The sequence below is a fragment of the Pseudomonas sp. DR 5-09 genome (assembly GCF_001655595.1).
In the GTDB taxonomy this organism is placed as follows: domain Bacteria; phylum Pseudomonadota; class Gammaproteobacteria; order Pseudomonadales; family Pseudomonadaceae; genus Aquipseudomonas; species Aquipseudomonas pharyngis.
On record NZ_CP011566.1, the window covers coordinates 1,594,989 to 1,618,621 of the forward strand.

The following is a 23,633-nucleotide window of genomic DNA, read 5'->3' on the forward strand; positions in this document are numbered from 1 at the left end:
ATCGGTAAAACCGACGATAGAGGCAAGCCAGCGCTACGGTAGACCCCGACAAGCTCTTAAACCCTAGCTCCGAGGATTCGTCATGACAATCCTTACCTCGCCAACGGTGATTGGTGTCGATGTGGCCAAAGCCGAAATCGTCGCTTATCGCGAAGATCTGAAAAACATTCAGGTCATCAACAACGACCGTACGTCTATAGGTCGTTGGCTGAAGACCCTGCCCGCACAAAGCTCGATTTCCCTGGAAGCCACTAATCTCTACCACCTGGATACGGCCGAACTGGCCCATGGTATGGGGCATCGGGTTTACGTCGTGGACCCTTACCGGGTGAGCCATTACCGCGAAAGCATCGGTCAGCGTGCAAAAACCGACCCTTGTGATGCACGTCTTCTGGCGCGTTATCTAACCAGTGAACAGCACCGGCTGCGGGTCTGGAGCCCACCACCACGGCACTACACGGTGTTGAAAAGTCTGCTTAACAAGCGTGCGCAGCTGATGAAGGCCCGAGTCAGTATCATGCTGAGCTGGTCAAACGAACCTCTCCTTGAAGATCTTTTGGCCCATGGGTTGGAGCATTTCAAACAGCTTGATCAGGCCATTCAGGAATTACTTCGCAAAGTCAGCCAAGAGGCCGGCATTAGCGAAAACATCAGACGCTGCAAAGCGATTGAAGGGATTGGTGAACTCACGGCAACGGGACTGGCAACTACGTACATGCGAGGTGAGTTCGCCAGCGCCGATGCGTTCATCGCCTTTCTGGGAATGGATTTGAAGGCAAAGGACTCAGGCAAGAAACACAGTCCTCGCCACTTGAGCAAAAAAGGTGACGGGGAATTACGGCGTCTTGCACACAATGCAGCTATGGCAGCTTGTCGGTCCCCTGTTTGGAAACCGTTCTATGAATCCTATCTGGCAAGAGGTCTAGCCAGAACCCAGGCCTTGGTCATCCTCGCCCGTAAGCTTTGCCGGGTGGCATTCGCCCTCATGAAAAATCAGAGCGAATACCAACCCAATTTAAGGTTGCAGGGTTCCCCTGCAACATAGAATCTCCCACATTGGGAAGGTCGTGACGCTTGGGAAAGGCGCCAAAACCTCGGGTTTATGGCAAACTTCGCCACCATAAATGCCGTTTTCGCGTCCCAGAGCCTTTGCCGGGCCGCGCAACGGAATAAAGCGATGCCAGGTTTTTGCGTCCCTGATACGGGAATGGACCCTTTGCGTGTTGGCACGTCGGTGCCAGCACTTTCTGCCTGAACAGATTAGAGAAACGACCATGCATAACGTCGTCATCAGCGGCACCGGCCTGTACACCCCGGCCAACAGCATCTCCAACGAAGAGCTGGTGCAGTCTTTCAATACCTACGTCGCCCAGTTCAACGCGGACAACGCCGACGCCATCGCCAGCGGCGAAGTCCAGGCCCTGACCGAGTCCAGCGCCGCGTTCATCGAAAAAGCTTCCGGCATCAAGAGCCGCTTTGTCATGGACAAGGACGGCATCCTCGACCCTGCGCGCATGGCGCCACGGCTGCCGGAGCGTTCCAACGACGAATGGTCGGTACTCTGCCAGATGGCCATCGGCGCTGCCGAACAAGCCCTGCAACGTGCCGGCAAGACCGCCGCCGACATCGACGGCGTGATTGTCGCCTGCTCCAACCTGCAGCGCGCCTACCCGGCCATCGCCATCGAAGTCCAGGAAGCGCTGGGCATCCAGGGTTTCGGTTTCGACATGAACGTGGCCTGCTCGTCGGCGACCTTCGGCATCCAGCAAGCGGCCAACACCGTGCAACTGGGCCAGGCCCGGGCGATCCTGATGGTCAACCCGGAAGTCTGCACCGGTCACCTGAACTTCCGTGACCGCGACAGCCACTTCATCTTCGGTGACGCCGCCACGGCGGTGATCATCGAGCGCGCCGATCTGGCGACGTCGAAACACCAGTTCGATGTGGTCAGCACCAAACTGCTGACCAAGTTTTCCAACAACATCCGCAACAACTTCGGCTTCCTCAACCGCGCGGCGGAAGAGGGCATCGGCGCCCGCGACAAACTGTTCGTGCAGGAAGGCCGCAAGGTGTTCAAGGATGTCTGCCCGATGGTGGCCGAGCTGATCGGCGAGCATCTGGAAGAGAACAAGCTCAACGTCGGTGACGTGAAGCGCTTCTGGCTGCACCAGGCCAACCTGAGCATGAACCACCTGATCGTGCGCAAGTTGCTGGGCCGCGAGGCCACCGAAGAAGAAGCCCCGGTGATTCTCGACACCTACGCCAACACCAGTTCCGCCGGTTCCGTGATCGCGTTCCACAAATATCAGGACGATCTGGCGGCCGGTTCGCTGGCGGTGCTGAGTTCGTTCGGTGCCGGTTACTCGATTGGTAGCGTGATTCTGCGTAAACGCTAAGAGCGAGTTCATTTCCTCTTAATCGCGCTGACGTTTCCTACATCCGAATCGGCGCGAGCGCTGTAATTTTCGAAACTGGCGGCAGGAGAGATCCTGCCGCTATCATTTTCGGAGTCAGGAAAAGGGGATTGATGGATGGCGGTTGACGACACACAACTGCTCGAGCGGTTGTTGGCAGGCGAACAGAAAGCCTTCAAGGAACTGGTCAGCACCTATCAAAGCCCCATGCGCGCGGTCGCCTACGCGATTGTCGGCCAGCGCCATGTCGAGGAAGTGGTACAGGACGCGTGGCTGTCGGTGGTGCGTAATATCGGCCGTTTCGAGGGGCGCTCCAGTCTCAAGACCTGGCTGCTGACCATCACCGCCAACTCGGCCAAGAGCCGCTACAAACTCAATCGTCGCGAAGTGTTGCTGGATGATCTGCCGTCCCCCCACGGCACCATCGACGACAATCGCTTCTCTCCCGGCGACGGTCACTGGCTGGTCGCACCGTTCGCCTGGCACCAGGACACGCCCGAAGCGTTGCTGACAGAAGGCGAGCTGCGTGAATGCCTGGAGCATACGTTGCTCAGTCTCTCCGAACTTCAGAGCAGTGTGCTCACGCTGCGCGAGCGTCAGGGCCTGGAGCTGGAGGAAATCTGTAATCTTCTGGAGATCTCGCTCTCCAATGTCCGCGTGTTGCTGCATCGGGCACGCTTGAAGGTCTTCGCGACCGTGGAGCATTTTGAGGAGACGGGAGAATGTTGACCTGCAAGGAGCAAGTGGCGCGATCCAGCGATTATCTCGATGGCCAGTTGAGCTTTCGCGAGAAGTTGATGGTGCGTCATCACCTGATGTTCTGCCGCAATTGCCGGCGGTTCATTCGCCAGATGCGTTTGATGCAGGCGACGTTGCGAGCGATGCCGCAAAAGCCTGAAGAGGGCGTGGACGCGTTGGCCGAGCAGCTGGCACAGCTGCGGCGCAAGGATCGATCCTGAAAACACAGACTGGCGCGGCCGCAGCGAACGGATGATGGGGATCGCTGCGGCCGCGCCAGTCTGTTGAAGCCTCTTCAAACGATGGAACCGGATGTAAACCCATCGTTTGAAGTCTGTTGCCGGGTTGCTTAGAACTTCGCTTCCGCGTCCAGCTGCAGGGTGTTGGTGTCTGCATCACGCTGGGTACGGCTGGAGAAGTCGGCCTTGGTCAGGAAGTAAGTCGCACCAATGGCGAAGTTTTTGTCGATGTCGTAGCCGACCTTGAACTTGTGGCCACGGGAACCGGTGGTGCCGTTGGCGAAGTCCGAATCGGTGAAGGCGCCGACCACCGCGTTGCGCTGCACGTCACGATAGTTGTAGTCGAGGTTCAGGCCGAAGACCTTCGACTTGGCACCTACCAGCCACGCGGTGTCCTGATCGGTCACTGCATCGTTGTTCTTCACGTACTGACCGTAGAACGACAGCGGCATTGGCAGGCCGCCGATGTCGACCTGGCTGAAGCCTTCGTACAGACGGAATTCGTTGTCGGCCGAGTTGCCGTTGACGGCCAGGGCGCACGGCGTGGAGGTGCCGGTGCAACGGCTGTCTTCGTCGTTCTGGTAGGCGTAGACGCTGCCGCCCAGGGTCAGTTTCAGGTTGTCGGTGATGGCGAAGCGGCTGCCCAACTGGCCGGCGGTCAGGCGCAGGTCGTGACGGAACTGCACGCCGTCGCCATCGACGTTGTCCTTGAGGTTGTAGTTACCCAGGCTGCCGAACAGTTCGACGCTGCTGCCCAACGGATACTTGTAGGTAACGGCCAGACCTTCCGGGTTGATGTCGCTGTCCCAGATCACGTCGCCCATGCTCACCCACGGTTGCAGCATCTTGCCGCCGATGATGTGCAGGTTCTTGATCTGGTCCGGGTGGTAGTCGATGTAGCCCAGGTCGAGCCAGATCTGCTTCTTGTCGAAGTAGTTGTCCTGGTCCTGGTTGGTCGAACGGGCGTCGTCGCCGCCGCCGGTGGCGATACGGATGCCGGTGTCGACTTGCGGGTTGATCTCGGTGTACGCACCCAGACGGGCACGGATGCGCTGGCGATCCTTGTCGCGGCCGCCGTTGTTCGGCTCGCCGTCGATCTTGATGGTTTCCTGACGGATACGCACGTCACCCTTGAACTGGGTCTTGGCGGCCCAGGCCAGTTTCTGGTCGAAACTGCTGAGTTCGTTGGTTTTCTTCGCGGTCGCCGCGATTTGCTCGTTGGTCTCTTGCTGCGCTTGTTGCGCGATCTGCTGGGCCTTCTGATCCTTGGCCAGTTCAGTTTGCAGTTCAACGTACTGCGCCTGGGAAATGGAACCGTTAGCCTTGAGCATGTCGAGCAGTTTGGCGTCGACTGCGGCACTGGCCGGAACACTCATGGCCAGCAACAAGCCACCGCACAGGGCCGCCGCAGTTTTCGTGGAAGCAAGACGCATAGCAATCTCCGAAGATGAAAAGGGGATGGCTGAACCATCCTGGGCACAACCGACGGTTTGACGGTCGGAAAACAGTGTCCGGGGTAGAACCCGGCGCTCTAAAAACAGGCGCCAGTATCGCGATGGTTTATGACAGAGCAGTGGCACGATGATGGCAGGTTGATGACGATACAAAGCTGCCGTGAACTATTGATTTAGAGCGCTGTCGCGTAATCGGACGTGGGCAACGCCCCGCCGATCAGCGATACTCGCCGGGCGTTCACGCCCGAAAGTGGAGAGGAAAATGCCGCTGCAACGTCTGCATAAACTGTCGGAAATTCCAGCGTCCGACTGGGATGTTCTGGTCCCGCAAAACCAGCCGTTTCTGCGCCACGCCTTCCTGGCTTCGCTGGAGGACAGCGGCAGCGTCGGCCCGCACACCGGCTGGCAAGCGGAGCATTTGCTGCACGTCGAAGCGGGGCGCGTGATCGCCGCGTTGCCCGGTTATCGCAAGTGGCACTCCTACGGGGAATACGTGTTCGATCACGGCTGGGCCGATGCCTGCGCCCGCGCCGGCATCGATTACTACCCCAAGTTCCTCAGCGCCGTGCCGTTCAGCCCGGTCAGCGGCCCACGGTTGTTGGCAGCGAATGTCGAGGACGGATTCGAGCTGCTCAAGAGCCTGCCGGGCTATCTGGAAATCGAAGAGCTCTCCAGCGCCCACATCAACTTCACCGATGCATTTACCGATGCCGCTATGGCCGAGCAGCCGGGCTGGCTGCAACGCATCGGCTGTCAGTACCACTGGCAGAATCGCGGCTATCGCGACTTTCAGGATTTCCTCGACGTGCTCGCCTCGCGCAAGCGCAAGCAGATGCGCAAGGAGCGCGAGCAAGTGGCGGGACAGGGCTTCGAGTTCGAATGGCTGGAAGGTCGCGAGCTGGACGAGGCGCAGTGGGATTTCGTCTACGCCTGTTATGCCAACACCTACGCGGTACGTCGGCAGGCGCCGTACCTGACCCGGGAGTTCTTCAGCCTGCTGGCCGAGCGCATGCCGGAAGCGATTCGCGTGGTGCTGGCCCGACAGGGCTCACGGCCGGTGGCGATGGCGTTCAGCCTGGTGGGCGGCGATAGCTTTTACGGGCGTTATTGGGGATGCCTGGCCGAGTTCGACCGGCTGCACTTCGAGACCTGTTTCTATCAGGGCATGGACTATGCGATTGCCCAGGGTTTTCAGCGTTTCGATGCCGGTGCCCAGGGCGAGCACAAGCTGATTCGTGGCTTTGAGCCGGTGATTACCCATTCCTGGCATTACTTGCGCCATCCGGGATTGAAAGCGGCGGTCAAAGACTTCCTGCACCAGGAGCGCGCCGGTGTACTGGCTTATGCGGAAGAGGCGAGGAGCGCCTTGCCTTATCGGCAAGCCTGATCCTCGCGGACTCCCTCAGTTGTCTTCCTTGCCCAGCCAGCGATAGATCACGCCACCAACCACCGCACCGAGCAGCGGCGCGACCCAGAACATCCACAACTGCGCGATGGCCCAGCCGCCGACCATCAGCGCCGGGCCGGTGCTGCGGGCGGGGTTGACCGAGGTGTTGGTCACCGGAATCGAGATCAGGTGGATCAGCGTCAGGGCCAGGCCAATGGCGATAGGTGCCAGTCCCGCCGGAGCGCGTTTGTCGGTGGCGCCGAGGATGATCACCACGAACATGGCGGTCATCACCAGCTCGGTGACGAAGCCGGATGCCATCGAGTATTTGCCCGGCGAGTGTTCGCCATAACCGTTTGAGGCCAGGCCGGCGGCGATGTCGAAGCCTTCCTTGCCGCTGCCGATGTAGACGATCAGCGCCGCCGCGAGGATCGCCCCGACCACTTGGGCAATGATATAAGCCGGCAGCTCTTTGGCCGGGAATCGACCGCCGACGGACAGACCGACCGACACCGCCGGGTTGAGGTGACAGCCGCTGATGTGGCCGATGGCAAACGCCATCGTCAGCACCGTCAGACCAAACGCCAGGGCGACCCCCAGCACGCCGATTCCCAAGGGTGAAGACGCGGCAATGACCGCACTGCCGCAACCGCCCAACACTAACCAGAACGTACCCAACAACTCAGTGACTGAACGTTTGAACAGAGACATGAGAGTGTCCTTGATAGACGTACTATCGAGACTGGATCGAGTGGTGCTTCCTTGCAGATTTACGACAGGTTCCGTTCCGGAGCCTTGGGTCAGTACAGCAGGGTTCATGCGAATTTCCAGCAGGCGATAAAAAACCGCCAGAGCCCGTGGGTAGAGGGCTTTGGCGGTTTTTGTGTTTCGCGCAGGATCAATCGATGCCGACAAACCCTCCGGTCTGGTGCGCCCACAGCCGCGCATACAACCCGCCATGGGCCAGCAGTTCGGCATGGTTGCCGCTTTCGGCGATCTTGCCGTTCTCCAGCACCACCAGCCGGTCCATGCGGGCAATGGTCGAGAGGCGGTGGGCGATGGCGATCACGGTCTTGCCCTGCATCAGGGTTTCCAGGCTTTCCTGAATCGCCGCTTCCACTTCCGAGTCCAGCGCCGAGGTCGCTTCGTCCATGATCAGGATCGGCGCGTCCTTGAGCAGCACCCGCGCAATGGCGATCCGCTGACGCTGACCGCCGGACAGTTTCACCCCGCGTTCGCCGACATGGGCGTCGAATCCGGTGCGTCCTTCGGCGTCCGACAGCAGCGGGATGAACTCGTCGGCACGGGCCTTGCGCACCGCTTCCCAGAGTTCGGCGTCGGTGGCGTCAGGCTTGCCGTACAGCAAGTTGTCGCGGATCGAGCGGTGCAGCAGCGAGGTGTCCTGGGTGATCATGCCGATCCGCGCGCGCAGGCTTTCCTGGCCGACTTCGGCGATGTTCTGGCCATCGATCAGAATCCGCCCACCCTCGACGTCGTACAGGCGCAACAGCAGGTTGACCAGGGTCGACTTGCCGGCGCCGGACGGGCCGATCAGACCGATCTTCTCGCCGGGTTTGATGGTCAGGTTGAGGTCGCCGATGATGCCTTTCTTCTTGCCGTAGTGAAAATCGACGTGCTCGAAACGCACTTCGCCACGGGCCACGGCCAGCGGTTTGGCCTGCTCCCGGTCGGTGACGCTGACCGGTTGCGAGATGGTCTGCAGACCATCCTGGACCATGCCGATGTTTTCGAAGATGCCGGTGACCACCCACATGATCCAGCCGGACATGTTGACGATGCGGATCACCAGGCCGGTTGCCAGGGCGATCGCGCCGACGCTGATCAGCGATTGCGTCCACAGCCACAGCGCCAGCGCGGTGGTGCCGACGATCAGCAGGCCGTTCATGGTGGTAATGACCACGTCCATGCTGGTGACCACGCGACCGGCCAACTGGGCTTTTTCGGTCTGTTCCTGAATCGCCTCGCGGGCGTAGTGCTGTTCGAAGTTGGTGTGGGCGAACAGCTTCAGGGTGGCGATGTTGGTGTAGCCGTCGACGATCCGGCCCATCAGTTTCGAGCGCGCGTCGGAGGCTTCCACCGAGCGGTCCTTGACCCGTGGCACGAAGTAATAAAGTGCGCCGATGTAGGCGGCGATCCATGTCAGCAGCGGGATCATCAGACGCCAGTCGGCCTCGGCGAACAGCACCAGCGAACTGATCGCGTAGATCAGCACGTGCCACAGCGCATCCACCGCTTGCACGGCGGAATCGCGCAGCGAGTTGCCGGTCTGCATGATGCGCTGGGCAATGCGCCCGGCGAAGTCGTTCTGGAAGAAATTCAGGCTCTGCTTGAGCACGTAACTGTGGTTCTGCCAGCGGATCAGGCTGGTCATGCTCGGGCTCAGGGTCTGGTGCACCAGCATGTCGTGCAGCGCCAGGAACAGCGGGCGCAGCAGTAACGCTACCACCGCCATCCACGCCAGTTCGACGCCGTGCACCTTGAAGAAGTCGACGTTCGGCGTGCCCTGGGCGAGGTCGATGATGCGGCTCAGGTAGCTGAACAGGGCCACTTCGATCAACGCGCCGAACAGGCCGACGATCAGCAGGGCGACGAAACTCGGCCAGACCTGCTTCAGGTAATAGGTATAGAAGGGCAGAACGCGGTCCGGCGGAGACGCCGTCGGGGCGTCGCGGAATATGTCGATCAGTTGTTCGAAACGGCGATAGAGCATCAGATAACCGCCCGGAGCACGGGCTCTCCTTTTATCAGTGTGAGCGGCGTGACATCAGGTCAGCGCCGCTCGATATGCCCTGTAAAGCTTAGTCGATGCGCTTGGCCGACTTGATGATCACAGGGTCGACCGGCACGTTTTGCATGCCCTGTTTGGTGGTGGTCTGGGAGTTGACGATGATGTCGACCACGTCCATGCCCTTGACCACTTTGGCGAACACCGCGTAACCGGCGTCACGGCCCGGATCGAGGAAGGCGTTGTCGGCCACGTTGATGAAGAACTGGCTGGTGGCCGAATCCGGGTTGGAGGTACGCGCCATCGACAAAGTGCCACGAACGTTATGCAGACCGTTGCTGGCTTCGTTCTTGATCGGCGCCTTGGTGTCTTTTTGCTGCATCTGCTGGGTGAAGCCGCCGCCTTGGGCCATGAAGCCCGGGATCACGCGGTGAAAAATCGTGTTGTTGTAAAAGCCGCTGTCGACGTACTCGAGGAAATTCTTGGTACTGATCGGCGCCTTGACCGGGTCCAGCTCGATTTCGATCTGGCCGTTGGTGGTGTCCAGCAGCACGTGCGGTGCTTTTGCCGGCGTGGCAGCCATCAGGTTGGCAGCGAACAGCACGGTGCCGGCGGCGAGGGCGAGTTTTTTCAGCATGGGTCAGTGATCCTGAGGGTGATTATCGGCTGTGGCGAGGAACTCCAGCAGCGTTTGATTGAAGCGTTCGGGCTGATCGAGCGGGGTGGCGTGGCGCGAATCGGCGATCACCACCAGCCGCGCATCGGGCAGCAGTCTGACATAGGTTTCTTTCAACGAAACGGGGGTGTAGTCCCGGTCGGCGCTGACGACGAGGGTTGGACAGGTGACCCGGGAAAGTCGTTCCTGGACCCCCCAGCCAACAATCGCATCGAAGCTGGCGAGATAAGCACGTTTGTCGTTTTTTGCCCAGCGCTCTGCCATCTTCTGGCGCAAATCGGCCTGCTCCGGTTTGGGGAACAGCTTGGCGCCAAGGGCCTTGCCGATGGTGGCGAGGCTGAGCAGGCGCATCAGGCTCCAGCGCTTGAACCACTGCCAGTAATCGTCGCGGCTGCGCACCTTGACCTCGGGCGCGCTGTTGACGATGGTCAGGCTCTTGAGCATCCGCGGCTGATCGACGGCGAGCTGAAAGCCGATCATGCCGCCCATGGACAGCCCGGCGTAGTGCACCGGGCCGAGTTTCAAATGCTCGATCAGGGCGACGATGTCAGCGCTGAAGCCGGCGATGCTGTAGCGCTCGCGGGGTTTGTCGGAGCGGCCGTGACCGCGCACGTCCGGGACGATCACCCGGTAATGCGCGGCCAGGGCAGGAATCTGCATTTCCCAGTCCAGAGTGCTGGAGCCCAGACCGTGAACCAGCAGCAACGGATCGCCGTGGCCATATTCCTCGTAGTGCAGGTTGCAACCTTCATGCTCGAAATACGCCATCGGTGAACTCCGTGTCAGGCTTGTTCGGGGGCGGCGAACGGTGCGTCCAGCGGCAGGGTGTCGAAGGTGCGCAGCAGTTCGATGAGGATTTGCGTGGCTGGGCCCAAGGGTTTGTCCTTGTTCGAATACAGATAGAAGCTGGAGTTGCGGTTGCCGCCTCTGTCCAACGGTAGCAGCTTGAGTGAGCCGTCTTTCAGTTCCCGCTCGATCATGTGTCGAGGCAGCCAGGCGAATCCCAGGCCACTGCTGACGAACGTCGCAGCCGTGGCGAGACTGCCGACGGTCCAGCGCTGCTCGGCGCCGAGCCAGCCGACGTCCCGGGGTTGCTGGCGGCCGGAGTCGCGGATGACCACTTGCATCTGGGTTTCCAGGTCCTGAAAGCTCAGCTCGCGGTTGAGCCGATGCAGCGCATGATCAGGATGGGCGACGGCGACAAATTCGACATCACTCAATTCCGCGCCAAGGTAACCGGGAATGCTCAGCCCGGTGATGGCCAGATCGGCCACGCCTTCGAGCAGCACTTCCTCAACGCCCGACAGCACTTCCTCACGCAGACGCACGCGGCAGCCACGGCTCTGCGGCATGAACGCGGTCAACGCGCGCACGATACGGGCGCTCGGGTAGGCGGCGTCGACCACCAGCCGTACTTCGGCTTCCCAGCCCTGCTCCATGTGATGGGCAAGGTCTTCCAGCTGGCTGGCCTGTTTCACCAATTGCCGCGAGCGGCGCAGCAGCACGCCGCCGGCTTCAGTCAGCACGGCCTTGCGGCCGTCGATGCGCAACAGTGGCACGCCGAGCTGATCCTGCATGCGGGCGACGGTGTAACTCACCGACGATTGCGAACGGTGCAGGGCCTCGGCGGCCTGGGCGAATCCGCCGTGGTCGACCACGGCCTGCAACGTTCGCCATTGATCAAGGGTCACGCGGGGCGCTTTCATCAATAGCTCCTCTTGTCCTAAGCTGGCGGTCCCTCATGGAGACTGCCGAATGAAAAAATTCTGTTGTGTGTTGCTGGCGCTGCTTCCGCTGACTGCGTTCGCGTACCCGATCGATGTGGAAAAGGACCTCAACGGCCTGAAGATCGACTACAACGCGTTCGACACCGATAACGACATCGGCTCCATCCAGGTCAACAACTACGGCGACGTCGACGCAACCTGCAAGGTGGTATTCACCAACGGCCCGGAGGCGCCGCGCACCCGCAATATCGAGGTGGCGGCGGGCAAGCATAAAAACGCCACGGCCAAGTTCACCCGGACCATCATCAAGCTGCGCATCAAGCTGAGCTGCACCCCGAAATAGCGTCATGGGCCTGTGGGAGCGGGCTTCCACAGGCTAAGGCTTGCATCTAAACGAATTTTTCGATGCTTTGCAGCAATTATTTGCGCTTTTTCATCGATACGGCACTGTTTAACCTTCACTCCATCGACTTACAACATTCTCGGATGGAGGCTACACAACATGTCCCGCGTTCTGATCATCGAAAGCAGCGCCCGCCAGCAAGACTCGGTTTCCCGTCAACTGACCCAGACCTTCATCAGTCAGTGGAAAGCGGCGCATCCGGCCGATCAGATCACCGTGCGTGACCTCGCCGTGAACCCGGTACCGCATCTGGACATCAACCTGCTGGGCGGCTGGATGAAATCCGCCGAGCAGCGCAACGACAGCGAGCAGGCCTCGCTGGACCGTTCCAACGAATTGACCGATGAATTGCTGGCCGCCGACGTGCTGGTGATGGCGGCGCCGATGTACAACTTCGCCATTCCGAGCACCCTGAAGGCCTGGCTCGACCACGTACTGCGTGCCGGCGTGACCTTCAAATACACCGAAACCGGCCCGCAAGGCCTGCTCAGCGGCAAGCGTGCCTACGTGCTGACCGCTCGCGGCGGGATCTACGCTGGCGGCCCGGCGGATCATCAGGAACCGTACCTGCGTCAGGTGATGGGCTTCATCGGCATTAACGACGTGACCTTCATCCACGCCGAAGGCATGAATCTGGGCGGCGACTTCCAGGAGAAAGGCCTCAACCAGGCCAACGCCAAACTGTCCCAGGTCGCTTGATATGTTAATCGCCAGATAATCGCCGATTGTTCTAGTGACCTGGCGCAACCCCTTCAAGGCTCTACGCGCATCGAACCTCCCTTTGCACTTGTTGCTCCTGAGTGCTGTAGCCCGATTGAACGCTTTAGCGAGATCGGGCTTTTTTTTGCCCGGGATTTAGCGATGGCTGGCAAAAACCGCTATCGTCGCCGCCATTCGAAATCGAGGCGAGCATGGGCTATCTACTTTTTGTCACGCTGATCCAGGCGTTTTCCTTCAGTCTGATCGGCGAATACCTGGCCGGTCATGTCGACAGCTACTTCGCGGTGCTGGTGCGTGTGGTACTGGCCGGGCTGGTGTTCATTCCGCTGACGCGCTGGCGCTCGGTGGAGCCGGCGTTCATGCGCGGCATGCTGCTGATCGGCGCGTTGCAGTTCGGCGTGACCTACGTCTGCCTGTATCTGAGCTTCCGCGTGCTGACGGTGCCGGAAGTGTTGCTGTTCACCATCCTCACGCCATTGCATGTGACGCTGATCGAAGACGCGCTCAACCGACGCTTCAACCCGTGGGCGCTGATCGCCGCACTGGTGGCCGTGTGCGGTGCAGCAGTGATTCGCTACGACCGGATCAACCCGGACTTCTTCATGGGCTTTCTGCTGCTGCAACTGGCCAACTTCACCTACGCCGCCGGGCAGGTGCTGTACAAGCATCTGGTGGCAAAACACCCGAGCGATCTGCCGCACTACCGGCGCTTCGGTTTCTTCTACCTCGGCGCGCTGGCAGTGGCGTTGCCGGCGTTCCTGTTGTTCGGCAAATCCAACTTCCTGCCCGAAGCGCCGCTGCAATGGGGCGTGCTGGTGTTCCTTGGTCTGGTCTCGACCGCACTCGGTTTGTATTGGTGGAACAAGGGCGCGTGCCTGGTCAACGGCGGCACCCTGGCGGTGATGAACAACCTGCACGTGCCGGTGGGGCTGCTGCTGAATCTGCTGATCTGGAATCAGCATGAAGAGCTCGGGCGGTTGTTCCTCGGTGGCAGCGTGATTCTGGCCGCGGTGTGGATCAGCCGGTTCGGGATTCGCAAGCCGGCGCCAATTGCCCCACCAGAAACTCGATAAACGCCCGGGTCTTCTGCGGCACCCGCCGGGCTGACGAATACACGGCGTTGATGGTGATTGCCGGGGCTTGCCATTCACAGAGCACTGGCACCAGCCGCCCGGCCGCCAACGCCTCTTCGACGATGAAGTCCGGCAGCAGCGCAATGCCCATGCCGGCCTCAGCCGCTTGCGCCAGCAGGTCGCCGTTGTTGGCGTGCAGCGGCCCGGTCACGTTGACGCGCTGGGTCTCCTTGCCGTTGCACAGTTGCAGGCTGACCCCGCTCTGCAGATAGCCGTAGTTCAAGCATTGATGTGAGCGCAGATCCTGCGGGGATTGCGGCGTGCCCGCGCGTTCGAGGTAAGCGGGGGAGGCGACCATGATTCGTGGGGCCGGCGCCAGTTGTCGGGCGATCATGGTCGAGTCGGGCAGGCTGGCGATGCGGATGGTCACGTCGAAGCCGCCGCGCACCGGATCGACCTGCTGGTCGCTGAGCACCAGTTGCAGTTCGATGTTCGGGTGTTGCTCATGGAACAGCGGAATCAGCTTGCCCAGCCGTCGCAGGCCGAACGACATCGGCGCGTTGACCCGCAATACCCCGCGCAATTCACCCACCCCGTCCCGCGCCCGCTGTTCGGCCTCGTCCAGTGCCGCAATCACTTCCCGCGCCGCTTCGAAATACTCGGCCCCGGCCTCGGTCAGGTGCAGGCTGCGGGTGGTGCGTTGCAGCAGTTGCACGCCGATGGCCTCTTCCAGTGCCTGAATCTGTTTGCTGACTTTCGAGCGGGGCACGTCCATGGCCCGGGCGGCGGCTGCAAAGCCGTTCTCGCCGATCGTCACCACGAAGGCGCGCATGCATTCGATGCGATCCATGATTGTCCCTATTTTAGAATCAATGATTCTCGATTTTATGGAATTGTCCCTTTATCGGCTAGCCCCTAAAGTGACAACCAAGCCGAGACAACAACGCCGCAGACGGCAAAACGCCTCGACTCACCAATACCCAATCGAAACTTTGAATCGACATCAAAAGGAACGCGCCATGTCTATCCGTGAACTGCTGAACCCAACCAACTCCGCCCTGATCCTGATCGACCACCAGCCGCAAATGGCTTTCGGCGTACAGTCGATTGACCGTCAGACCCTGAAGAACAACACCGTTGGCCTGGCCAAGGCTGCCAAGATCTTCAACGTGCCGACCATCTACACCTCGGTCGAAACCGAAAGCTTCAGCGGCTACATCTGGCCGGAATTGCTGGCAGTACACCCTGAGCAGAAACCGATCGAGCGCACCTCGATGAACTCCTGGGAAGACAAGGCGCTGGTTGACGCGGTCAAGGCCACCGGGCGCAAGAAACTGATCATCGCCGCGCTGTGGACCGAGGTCTGCCTGACCTTCCCGGCTCTGGAAGCTCTGGCTGAAGGCTACGAGGTGTACATCGTCACTGACGCGTCCGGCGGCACTACCAAAGAAGCCCACGACATGTCGGTACAGCGGATGATTCAGGCCGGCGCAGTACCGGTGACCTGGCAGCAAGTGCTGCTCGAGTACCAGCGTGACTGGGCGCACAAAGACACTTATCAGGCAGTGATGGACCTGGTGCTGGAACACAGCGGCGCGTACGGCATGGGCGTCGACTACGCCTACACCATGGTGCACAAGGCGCCGCAGCGGCAGGCCTGATAAATCGGCGGGACAAAAAAGACGCAACCGGGATTGCGTCTTTTTTTGCGTTTGAAGAAAGCGCTACATCAGATGTTTTTCGGCTTCCGGAATATGGCTCGCGCCAAGGACTGCCGGCAATATCCCGGAACGCAAATCCCCACCACTCGGCTGCTGATACAGACTCAACCCAAACTCCGGCAGCACCGCCAGCAGGTAATCGAAAATATCCCCCTGGATCCGCTCGTAATCGGCCCACACCGTGGTGGTGGTAAAGCAGTAGATTTCCAGCGGGATGCCCTGGGCGGTGGTCTGCATCTGGCGGACCATGCAGGTCATGTTCGGCTGGATCTCCGGATGACTCTTCAGATAGGCCAACGCATAGGCGCGGAAGGTGCCGATGTTGGTCATGCGCCGGCGGTTGGCCGACATCGCCGCGACGTTGCCCTGCGCCTCGTTCCAGGCCTTGAGCTCGGCTTTCTTGCGGCCCATGTAGGCGGTCAGCAGGTGCACCTGGGACAGTTTTTCTTCTTCGTCGTCGCGGATGAAGCGCACACCGCTGGCGTCGATGAACAGGCTGCGCTTGATCCGCCGCCCGCCGGACTGCTGCATGCCGCGCCAGTTTCTGAACGATTCGGACATCAGGCGCCAGGTCGGGATCGAGACGATGGTCTTGTCGAAATTCTGCACCTTGACCGTGTGCAGGGTGATGTCGACCACATCGCCATCGGCGCCGACCTGCGGCATTTCGATCCAGTCGCCGACCCGCAGCATGTCGTTGCTGGTCAGTTGCACGCTGGCGACGAACGACAGCAGGGTGTCCTTGTAGACCAACAGAATCACCGCCGACATCGCACCCAGACCCGACAGCAGCAACAGCGGCGAACGGTCGATCAGGGTGGCGACGATGATGATCGCGCCGAACACGTACAGGACCATTTTTGCCAGTTGCACATAACCCTTGATCGAGCGGGTGCGGGCGTGTTCGGTTCGGGCGTAGATGTCCAGCAGCGCATTGAGCAGGGCGCTGACCGACAGCAACAGGAACAGAATGGTGAACGCCAGGGCCACGTTGCCGAGGAACACCATGGCGGTCTTGCTCAGTTCCGGCACCAGGTGCAGGCCGAACTGGATCACCAGCGATGGCGTCATCTGCGCCAGACGCTGAAACACCTTGTTATGGCGAAAGTCGTTGATCCAGTGCAACGCGGGCTGGCGACCGAGCATGCGGCTGGCATGCAGGATCAGGTAGCGCGCCACTCGTCCGAGGACCAGCGCGATCACCAACAACAGGAGCAGCGCCAGGCCGGCGTGCAGGAGCGGGTGCTGATCGAGGGCACCCCAGAGGTCTTGGGCGTTGAGCCAGAGCTGTTTGAAATCCATGAGCGAAACGATTCTTCTGTAAGACGCGACGGGCGATTAGAGCATTTAAGACGCTGTGTATTACCGTTGGAGACAAATCGAGCAACAAAAAAGCCACTGATTACCGTGGATTTCACAAAGAAACTCGGCCTGAGCGCTCGAAACCGGTAACCTATGCAGCTGATTTTTTGCATATCTTCGAGGTAGCACCCGTGTTTTCCCAATTCGCCCTGCACGAACGCCTGCTCAAAGCCGTGGCCGAGCTGAAATTTGTCGAGCCAACGCCTGTGCAAGCCGCGGCCATTCCGCTGGCGCTTCAGGGGCGTGACCTGCGGGTGACGGCGCAAACCGGTAGCGGCAAGACCGCCGCTTTTGTTTTGCCGATCCTCAACCGCCTGATCGGCCCGGCCAAGGTTCGCGTCAGCATCAAGACCCTGATCCTGCTGCCGACCCGCGAGCTGGCCCAGCAGACCCTGAAGGAAGTCGAGCGCTTTTCGCAGTTCACTTTCATCAAGTCAGGCCTGATCACCGGCGGTGAAGACTTCAAGGTCCAGGCCGCCATGCTGCGCAAGGTGCCGGACATCCTGATCGGCACCCCGGGCCGGATGATCGAGCAACTCAACGCCGGCAACCTCGACCTGAAAGAAGTCGAAGTGCTGGTGCTCGACGAAGCCGACCGCATGCTCGACATGGGTTTCGCCGAAGACGTGCAGCGTCTGGTCGATGAATGTCCGAACCGTCAGCAGACCATGCTGTTCTCCGCCACCACCGGCGGTTCCGGCCTGCGCGAGATGATCGCCAAGGTGCTGAACAATCCCGAGCACCTGCAGCTCAACGCGGTCAGCCAGCTGAACGACACCACCCGTCAGCAAATCATCACCGCCGACCACAATCAGCACAAAGAACAGATCGTCAACTGGCTGCTGGCCAACGAGACTTATCAGAAGGCCATCGTCTTTACCAACACCCGGGCCATGGCCGACCGTATCTACGGTCGCCTCGTTGCCCAGGAATACAAGGCGTTCGTGCTGCACGGCGAGAAAGACCAGAAGGATCGCAAACTGGCGATCGACCGTCTGAAGCAGGGCGGCGTGAAGATCCTGGTGGCCACCGATGTGGCGGCCCGTGGCCTGGACGTTGACGGCCTGGATCTGGTGATTAACTTCGACATGCCACGCAGCGGCGACGAATACGTGCACCGTATCGGTCGTACCGGCCGAGCCGGCAACGACGGTCTGGCGATCTCGCTGATCTGCCACGGCGACTGGAACCTGATGTCGAGCATCGAGCGTTATCTGAAGCAGAGCTTCGAGCGCCGCACCATCAAGGAAGTCAAAGGCACCTACGGCGGACCGAAAAAGGTCAAGGCCTCGGGCAAGGCCGTCGGCGTGAAGAAGAAAAAGACCGACGCCAAGGGCGACAAGAAGAAAACCGCCGCCAAAACCCCGACCAAGCGCAAGAGCGCCAACCGTCCGAAACCGGACGCTCTGGTGAGCAGCGACGGCATGGCCCCACTGAAACGCCGCAAACCGGCAGCGCCAGCGGCTGAGTAAGCCGTTTCAGGCAGACAAAGAAAAACCCGGACATGGTCCGGGTTTTTTATTGCCAGCGTTTATTAGCTGCCCAGCAGGCCAGTGGTGTCGGCATCAAAGCGCCGCTTGGCCTGATCGGCTGCCGGTTTGAGCTGTGCGAGCAGGGCGGCCTCGCTGTACAGTCCGGTCAGTGCCAGCTCTTTTGGCGTTGGGTCGATCGGGATCAAAACGTCTTCGTCCGCCGCATGCAGCCAGATCGCCACAAGGTGCAGCGCCGACACAAACAGCATCCGCAGCTCAACGGTTTTGCCCTTCAACTGCGGCGATTGCTCCGCCAGTTTCAGCGCATCGACCGTGGCGGCCGCCAGGTTGCCGTGGTTCAGCGAGGCGAACTCGACGTGACCGCGTACTTCGGCCAATTGTGCATCGGCAATCGACACCCCGCCGGAAAACACCAGGTAATGCCAGTCGCCCGCTCGGGCATTCTTCAGGCCTTTGCCCTGGCTCAAGTCGTCCAGACTGAGCGAGTAGCCGCGATAGGCCTCGCTGAGGCTGATCCCGGCGGGCGCGGCGCTGGCGAACTGGCGATTGACGCCAAAGCCCTGGGTCTGCAACGCGGCCTGTAGGGCCGGGCGCAAGGTCTGTACGCCGTTGGAAGGCGCCTTTGGATAAGTCAGTTTCATGATGCCGCCCCCTGGTTTTTCGCCGTGAAGTAAGTGTGGGTCCAGTTGCCGCCGCCGTTGTAGGAACCGGGGAAGGAATTCAGCGCGCGGGTCGAATAGCCGTAAATCGAATCCGCGACCAGCACGTAATTGCCGTTGGTGCCATAGATCGCCAGGAAGTGCGCACCGCCACCGTACCAGGCACAGCGCAGGCCGATCGGGCGGCCCATGTTGATCTGGTTCTGGATGGCCGACATTTGCAGCGAGCCCGAATTCATGCCGTTGAAACTGCGGGTGATCTTCAGCGCAACGTCCAGATAGCCGTACACGTTGCACGGCCCCGGTTGATTGCAGCAGTTGCGGTCCAGTGCGGCGCTGGCAACGGCGCATTGGGTCCAGGACCCAGTGCCGTAATAATTGCCGACCGAGGCGGAAGCAGCGGCCCAGCACCAGTTGGTCTGGGTCTGTTGCTGCATGGTGAAGTTCAGGCTGGCGGCCGCCAGGGCACGTTGTTGTACAGCCGCCTCGACCTCGACCAGTTGCGGGTCGAGCAGATGGCCGATCAGACATTCGGGCAGGGTGTTGCCGGTGAATGCCGTTGTTTCAGTGGTTAACATTTTTCATTCCTCCATGAATGAAAACAAACGTCCAGCGTTTGCGGGATAACGGTACTACCGAGCGATCGGTGGGTAAGGGTTGCCATCTCCGATGGCGGGTTCCGATCAGGCTCGGGGGTAACCCTAGGTGTGAATATGCATTTGTGCAAATAACAAAATGCACTAATGCAAATTTCCGGACGAAAGGAAGCAGGCTCTGGTATCGATCCAGCCTGATCGATGCCAAAGCCTGCTGGTGTCTGAGCGAGTGTTATCCCTCGGTTTTTTTCTCCGCCGACCCCAGCTCTTTCAAGCGCTGATCGATCAACTGGCATTTGTCCGGCAGATCGGCGGAGGCAGTGCCCAGGTCCATTTTCTGCAACTCGGCGTTGATCTCCTTGGCCTTGGCCGGGTTTTGCTCGGTGAGCTTCGCGACTTCCTTGGCCAGTTGCTCGCGTTTGGCGGTGGCTTCTTCCGGCGTACAGGCCCAGACGGGCAGGGTGCAGGCGAGCGTGGCGGCGAGGGTGAGCTTGAGCAGGGTTTTCATGGGGCAGGCCTCAGTTCCGGTTAAGGCGGGTTAACCGGTTGAGGGCTGTGGCCGGTGAAAAGTTCAGTGTGTTTGGGGCTCAGTCACCATGGCAGCAACTGGATTTTGCTGCCCCGTCGTACCGATCATGATGCCGCACCCATTCCATGATCTCGTCCTCGTTCCGGCCCTTGGGCGTGAGGTCGAGGTAGTTGTAGGCGCCGACCAGCATGTCCAGGCCGCGGGCATAGGTTGAGTAGGTGTGGAAAATCTCGCCGTTGTCAGCGCGATAGAACACGCTCAGCCCGGGCATTTCTTCCTCGGCGCTGTCGGTCTTTTCATAGTTGTACGTAGCCTTGCCTGCTTCGACATCCTCAGCGCGGGCGCACACGCCAAAGTCGTAGTTGAAATCGCAGCCGTCCGACGACACCCAGTCGAATGTCCAGCCCATCCGCCGCTTGAAGGCCTGGAATTCGGCGAACGGTGCGTGGGACACCGCCACCAGCGCAATGTCGTGATGGGCCAGGTGTTGGTTGGCGCCGTCGATGTGGTCGCTGAGGAATGAACAGCCCGGGCAGCCTTCCTCCCAGCCCTTGGCGAACATGAAGTGGTAAACGACGAGCTGGCTGTGTTTGCCGAACAGGTCGGCAAGTTTCAATCCGCCGTTCGGGCCCATGAAGCGGTAATCCTTGTCGACCTTCACCCAAGGCAGGGCGCGGCGTTTGGCGCTGAGGCGGTCGCGTTCCCTGGTGAAGGCCTTTTCATCGGCCAGATGCTGCTTGCGGGCGGCTAGCCATTCTTCGCGCGACACCACCGGATGATTCTCAACGTTCATGATGATTTCTCCTGCGGGGTTGAAACCGTCTGTCTCAGACTAGTCGTTCAACACCCCGGGAAATCGACAGACCGCCGGTCGGTCGGGGCGCGGAATAATCCTGAACGCTGACGCAGCGCTCCGGTCACAACCTGTGAACGCGCCAAAAAATCACGCGCACCGGAGGTTGTATCAGGATGACGACTTATAACTGGGATTTGATTGAGCGCCTGCTGCATGAAGTGCAGAACGGCGCGGGCCACAGCTTCGCGCCACGGTCATTCGCCGAAGACTATGCGGCGGAAAAAGCGGCGGCGGGCGAGCCGATCGAGAATCTGGATCACCTGAAAACGCTCGCCTGCGACTACGAAAAGCTGCTGCTGGAGCGCGGCTACATCGAGCCCCGTGGCGAAGATGAAGGTAGTACCGGCAACAACTTCAGCCTGACCCCGCGTGGCTCCAGCCTGTTGAGCCTGATCGACAGCAGCATTCCCGGCAACGATCATCCGCGCGAAGTGCTGGATGATCAGGAAGACGCGCTGGATGAGCTGACATTCGATGAGGTGGCCTCCAAGGCGCAGATTGCCTGAGGCTTTGCACAAAAAAATGTGGGAGCGAGCCTGCTCGCGATAGCGATTTGTCAGCCAACCTGTTTTTGACTGCTAGGCCGCTATTGCGAGCAGGCTCGCTCCCACATGGGTTTTTCAGTGATCTCAGCTTTTTTGCGCAGCCTTCAGGCACTTCAAATCATTGAAGTCCTTGCGCACCCCCTCGATTTTTTTCAACAGGCGCTGTCTTTGCTGCGGCGTGCTCTCTGCCATCAGATCGACGAACAGCGAACGGGCCTGCGCCTCGGTATTGGCGTAGGCCTTTTGGTAATCCGGGGTCCATAAACGCTCGCGATTGACTAGAAGGGTCTCGATCCGTTGTGGGAATTCAGGACTTTTGCGTTGCGCTACCGCCGCGCTGAACTGCTTTTGCCAGTGGGCGCGGTTGGCGATCCACTGGGTGTTTTGATCGCCCAGGGCGGTCGACCAGGTCATCACCCGCTGTTCCTGTTTGGCGCTCAATGGGCCGAGCCAATCGTTGAGACGCTTGTCCATGCGCGCGCCTCGTTCGGCAATCTGCTGCGCCAGTGGTGGCTTGAGGTATTCCTGCTGGCGCTTTTGCAGATCCTTGGCAAACGCGTCGTTCATTTCAGCGACCTGCCGATCATCCAGCCCTTGCAGCAATTCAATCGCCGATGGGGTGATTTCCCGGGCGGTTTCGGCGATCGCCTGCTTGGCTTCTGCGGTGCGGGCCTGGAGCGCTGCGTCGGTGACCTGATTGGTCTCGACCATGGTTTGCAGGCGATCCAGCCAATCGAGATAACCCGGCAATTGCGTGGTGCAATGCCAGTTCAAGTGTTCCTTGAGTCGCTCGTTGAACCAGTCCTTCTGCTCGCCGTTCATGTCCAGGTAGTCGCTGAGCGTCCACGGAATGATCACGTCAAGGTTGCGATAAGCCAGGCCGACACGGCTGCAGGCGCCGAGGGCAAGGGTCAGGATCAGTAGAATCGCGATGCGTTTGAACCAGCTAGACATGGGCGAGTCCTTGCGAAAGCCAGCCTTGAGGGTCTGATTCTCATGTGAACACAGGATGGCCCCGGCAGTTCAGCCCATCAAAAGAACGGGCGTTCGGCCTTGAGCGTGACCAGCCCGTCGCACTGACTGTTATGCCCGGAATAGGCCGAGCAATCGCTGCCGCTGAGGCTCGAATTGCTGTAGATCAGGTCGAGGTCGATGCCCATGAACGGCCGGGAAAGTTTCACCGACCAATCGGTAAAACTGCTGACATAACCCCCGTCCACCGAGACCGGCGTGTTGAGTTGATGGGTGGTGTATTTCATGCTGATCCCGATGCCGAACGGCTGATTGCCGCCCAGGTCGGCAAACAGGGTGTTGTTCTGTTTATCCGGATCGTTGCTCAGGGCGATGCCGATCCGGCTGCCGAGCAGGGTCAGGCCACCGAACAGTTCCTGGCTGTCGAGGGTGTCGACCTTGGGATAGCTGTAATGGATCATCCCGACTTCGTAGCCGAGGGTCTGATCGAAAGGTTGTTTAAAGCCGACGTAGGAGTCGATTTCGAGATTCTTCCCCGGCGTGAGGCCCATGCTCGGTGCGTACTGGCCAACATACAGGCCGCTGTCATGGCTAAGATCCAGACCGCCGTGGAACGAGCCGACTGCCGAAGGTTTGACCAACCCTTGAGCCATGCTGCGGCTGGGCGTGGTGCCGAGCTTGAGGTCGAAGTCACCGAGTTCACGCTGGAAAATCTGCGCGTGCGCCGCCGGGCTCGCCAGCAGGCCTACAAGCAATAAACAGGAAGATTTGAGCATGCGTCACTCCTTGAGCAGCGAGCGCAGGGCGATAAAGCCTGCTGAAACGCTTGATCCAGACGCGTGCAAGGATACCGGCGAATGATCGGCATCGAGGGCCGTTCGTCGATTTCTGCTGTTTTACAGGTTTGATTAAACGCGAGAGAGGTCTTGCGAGGGATCCGGTCCAGACGCTTCGAAGCTCAAAGCGCCTTTGGACTGGTGTGCTGCGGGGGTGTTACTTCTTGCCCAGGCTGATCTGCTTGGACGGGCCGAACGTCTGGCCGCTGACGCCCTTGGCAATTTGCTGGATTTCGCCGCCGGACTTGAGGAATGCCGCGATCTGATCGTTGATCGATTCGCTGGTTTCAACGGCTGGAGCTGGCTTTGCTTTGCTGGAGGATGCTTTTACACGCATGGCGGCCATTAACCTGTAGAAAAGTAACTCGGCCAGGCATCGTACAGGAATAACTTGACAATTGCTTGGTAAATATCCCCCGGAATAACCCAGTGGGCAGGTGGATTATTCGTGATTAATTATTCGAAATATCCCGCTAACCTGCTGTTT

General features: G+C 60.0%; 26 protein-coding genes. 11 read left to right on the forward strand and 15 right to left on the reverse strand.

All coding sequences use genetic code 11. The annotated features are described in order from the left end of the window. Positions 1-82: 82 nt before the first annotated feature. The 4 genes from PDR5_RS07225 to PDR5_RS07240 all read left to right on the forward strand — a co-directional run bounded on the left by PDR5_RS07225 (position 83) and on the right by PDR5_RS07240 (position 3,373). Positions 83-1,045, forward strand: coding sequence for an IS110 family transposase (locus tag PDR5_RS07225; RefSeq protein ID WP_064592530.1), 963 nt, complete (start codon positions 83-85; stop codon positions 1,043-1,045). Between the two features lie 229 nt (positions 1,046-1,274). Next, positions 1,275-2,396 (forward strand): beta-ketoacyl-ACP synthase III, encoded by a 1,122-nt coding sequence (locus tag PDR5_RS07230; RefSeq protein ID WP_064594196.1) that lies wholly within the window; start codon positions 1,275-1,277, stop codon positions 2,394-2,396. Between the two features lie 135 nt (positions 2,397-2,531). Beyond that, positions 2,532-3,143, forward strand: coding sequence for an RNA polymerase sigma factor (locus PDR5_RS07235; protein WP_064594197.1), 612 nt, complete (start codon positions 2,532-2,534; stop codon positions 3,141-3,143). Next, positions 3,137-3,373, forward strand: a complete 237-nt coding sequence (locus tag PDR5_RS07240; protein ID WP_007956536.1) for an anti-sigma factor family protein — start codon at positions 3,137-3,139, stop codon at positions 3,371-3,373. The genes PDR5_RS07235 and PDR5_RS07240 overlap by 7 nt, the downstream gene beginning before the upstream one ends. A gap of 128 nt (positions 3,374-3,501) precedes the next feature. Here PDR5_RS07240 and PDR5_RS07245 read toward each other — a convergent pair whose 3' ends face one another. Then, positions 3,502-4,824, reverse strand: a complete 1,323-nt coding sequence (locus PDR5_RS07245) for a putative porin (protein WP_039772596.1) — start codon at positions 4,822-4,824, stop codon at positions 3,502-3,504. Between the two features lie 283 nt (positions 4,825-5,107). Here PDR5_RS07245 and PDR5_RS07250 point away from each other — a divergent pair, with 283 nt between their 5' ends. After that, complete coding sequence (locus tag PDR5_RS07250; protein WP_064594199.1) at positions 5,108-6,232, forward strand: GNAT family N-acetyltransferase; 1,125 nt, start codon at positions 5,108-5,110, stop codon at positions 6,230-6,232. Positions 6,233-6,247: 15 nt separating this feature from the next. Here PDR5_RS07250 and aqpZ read toward each other — a convergent pair whose 3' ends face one another. From aqpZ to PDR5_RS07275, 5 genes are all read right to left on the reverse strand, one after another. Further along, on the reverse strand, positions 6,248-6,943 hold the full coding sequence (gene aqpZ / locus PDR5_RS07255; protein WP_064594201.1) for an aquaporin Z: 696 nt from the start codon (positions 6,941-6,943) through the stop codon (positions 6,248-6,250). Between the two features lie 187 nt (positions 6,944-7,130). After that, positions 7,131-8,963 carry an ABC transporter ATP-binding protein gene (locus PDR5_RS07260; RefSeq protein ID WP_064594203.1) on the reverse strand — a complete coding sequence of 611 codons (1,833 nt, stop codon included), beginning with the start codon at positions 8,961-8,963 and terminating at the stop codon, positions 7,131-7,133. An 88-nt stretch (positions 8,964-9,051) separates the two neighbouring features. Beyond that, entirely contained in the window at positions 9,052-9,615 is a 564-nt protein-coding gene (locus PDR5_RS07265) for a peptidylprolyl isomerase A (RefSeq protein ID WP_011332958.1), read from the reverse strand. 3 nt (positions 9,616-9,618) lie between these two features. Beyond that, complete coding sequence (locus PDR5_RS07270) at positions 9,619-10,422, reverse strand: alpha/beta fold hydrolase (protein ID WP_064594205.1); 804 nt, start codon at positions 10,420-10,422, stop codon at positions 9,619-9,621. A gap of 14 nt (positions 10,423-10,436) precedes the next feature. Further along, a complete protein-coding gene (locus tag PDR5_RS07275) occupies positions 10,437-11,360 on the reverse strand; it encodes a LysR family transcriptional regulator (RefSeq protein WP_011332960.1) in 924 nt (307 codons plus the stop codon). A 49-nt stretch (positions 11,361-11,409) separates the two neighbouring features. Between PDR5_RS07275 and PDR5_RS07280 the strand changes: the two genes are divergently transcribed. The 3 genes from PDR5_RS07280 (at position 11,410) to PDR5_RS07290 (ending at position 13,577) form a co-directional block, all read left to right on the forward strand. Beyond that, positions 11,410-11,724 (forward strand): hypothetical protein, encoded by a 315-nt coding sequence (locus tag PDR5_RS07280; protein ID WP_011332961.1) that lies wholly within the window; start codon positions 11,410-11,412, stop codon positions 11,722-11,724. Positions 11,725-11,883: 159 nt separating this feature from the next. Continuing rightward, a complete protein-coding gene (locus tag PDR5_RS07285; protein WP_011332962.1) occupies positions 11,884-12,483 on the forward strand; it encodes an FMN-dependent NADH-azoreductase in 600 nt (199 codons plus the stop codon). A gap of 212 nt (positions 12,484-12,695) precedes the next feature. Next, positions 12,696-13,577 carry a carboxylate/amino acid/amine transporter gene (locus PDR5_RS07290; protein ID WP_064594207.1) on the forward strand — a complete coding sequence of 294 codons (882 nt, stop codon included), beginning with the start codon at positions 12,696-12,698 and terminating at the stop codon, positions 13,575-13,577. Here PDR5_RS07290 and PDR5_RS07295 read toward each other — a convergent pair. After that, positions 13,522-14,427: a LysR family transcriptional regulator gene (locus tag PDR5_RS07295; protein WP_064594209.1), complete on the reverse strand. Its 906-nt coding sequence runs from the start codon at positions 14,425-14,427 to the stop codon at positions 13,522-13,524. The two genes, PDR5_RS07290 and PDR5_RS07295, sit on opposite strands and share 56 nt — an antisense overlap. Positions 14,428-14,596: 169 nt before the next feature. Here PDR5_RS07295 and PDR5_RS07300 point away from each other — a divergent pair, with 169 nt between their 5' ends. Next, the gene (locus PDR5_RS07300) at positions 14,597-15,238 is read left to right on the forward strand and encodes a hydrolase (RefSeq protein ID WP_007956548.1); all 642 of its coding nucleotides are present in this window, start codon (positions 14,597-14,599) and stop codon (positions 15,236-15,238) included. Positions 15,239-15,301: 63 nt separating this feature from the next. Here the strand turns inward: PDR5_RS07300 and PDR5_RS07305 are convergent, their stop codons facing one another. Then, complete coding sequence (locus PDR5_RS07305; RefSeq protein ID WP_064594211.1) at positions 15,302-16,600, reverse strand: mechanosensitive ion channel family protein; 1,299 nt, start codon at positions 16,598-16,600, stop codon at positions 15,302-15,304. A gap of 191 nt (positions 16,601-16,791) precedes the next feature. On the opposite strand from PDR5_RS07305, the gene PDR5_RS07310 reads away from it, so the two are divergent. After that, entirely contained in the window at positions 16,792-18,132 is a 1,341-nt protein-coding gene (locus PDR5_RS07310; protein ID WP_011332966.1) for a DEAD/DEAH box helicase, read from the forward strand. A 62-nt stretch (positions 18,133-18,194) separates the two neighbouring features. On the opposite strand, the gene PDR5_RS07315 is transcribed toward PDR5_RS07310, so the two are convergent. From PDR5_RS07315 to PDR5_RS07330, 4 genes are all read right to left on the reverse strand, one after another. Next, complete coding sequence (locus PDR5_RS07315; protein WP_064594213.1) at positions 18,195-18,794, reverse strand: hypothetical protein; 600 nt, start codon at positions 18,792-18,794, stop codon at positions 18,195-18,197. Beyond that, the gene (locus tag PDR5_RS07320; protein WP_064594215.1) at positions 18,791-19,390 is read right to left on the reverse strand and encodes a papain-like cysteine protease family protein; all 600 of its coding nucleotides are present in this window, start codon (positions 19,388-19,390) and stop codon (positions 18,791-18,793) included. Before PDR5_RS07320 ends, PDR5_RS07315 begins: the two co-directional genes overlap by 4 nt. A gap of 250 nt (positions 19,391-19,640) precedes the next feature. Beyond that, positions 19,641-19,916: a hypothetical protein gene (locus PDR5_RS07325; protein WP_064594218.1), complete on the reverse strand. Its 276-nt coding sequence runs from the start codon at positions 19,914-19,916 to the stop codon at positions 19,641-19,643. A gap of 79 nt (positions 19,917-19,995) precedes the next feature. Further along, positions 19,996-20,730 (reverse strand): DUF899 domain-containing protein, encoded by a 735-nt coding sequence (locus PDR5_RS07330; RefSeq protein WP_064594220.1) that lies wholly within the window; start codon positions 20,728-20,730, stop codon positions 19,996-19,998. Between the two features lie 176 nt (positions 20,731-20,906). On the opposite strand from PDR5_RS07330, the gene PDR5_RS07335 reads away from it, so the two are divergent. Beyond that, the gene (locus tag PDR5_RS07335; RefSeq protein WP_064594223.1) at positions 20,907-21,299 is read left to right on the forward strand and encodes a hypothetical protein; all 393 of its coding nucleotides are present in this window, start codon (positions 20,907-20,909) and stop codon (positions 21,297-21,299) included. Positions 21,300-21,422: 123 nt separating this feature from the next. Here PDR5_RS07335 and PDR5_RS07340 read toward each other — a convergent pair whose 3' ends face one another. The 3 genes from PDR5_RS07340 to PDR5_RS07350 form a co-directional block, all read right to left on the reverse strand. Continuing rightward, the gene (locus PDR5_RS07340) at positions 21,423-22,292 is read right to left on the reverse strand and encodes a DUF6279 family lipoprotein (protein ID WP_064594225.1); all 870 of its coding nucleotides are present in this window, start codon (positions 22,290-22,292) and stop codon (positions 21,423-21,425) included. A gap of 77 nt (positions 22,293-22,369) precedes the next feature. Continuing rightward, positions 22,370-23,086, reverse strand: coding sequence for a TorF family putative porin (locus PDR5_RS07345; RefSeq protein ID WP_064594227.1), 717 nt, complete (start codon positions 23,084-23,086; stop codon positions 22,370-22,372). 217 nt (positions 23,087-23,303) lie between these two features. Next, on the reverse strand, positions 23,304-23,492 hold the full coding sequence (locus tag PDR5_RS07350) for a hypothetical protein (RefSeq protein ID WP_170844885.1): 189 nt from the start codon (positions 23,490-23,492) through the stop codon (positions 23,304-23,306). Positions 23,493-23,633: the final 141 nt, after the last annotated feature.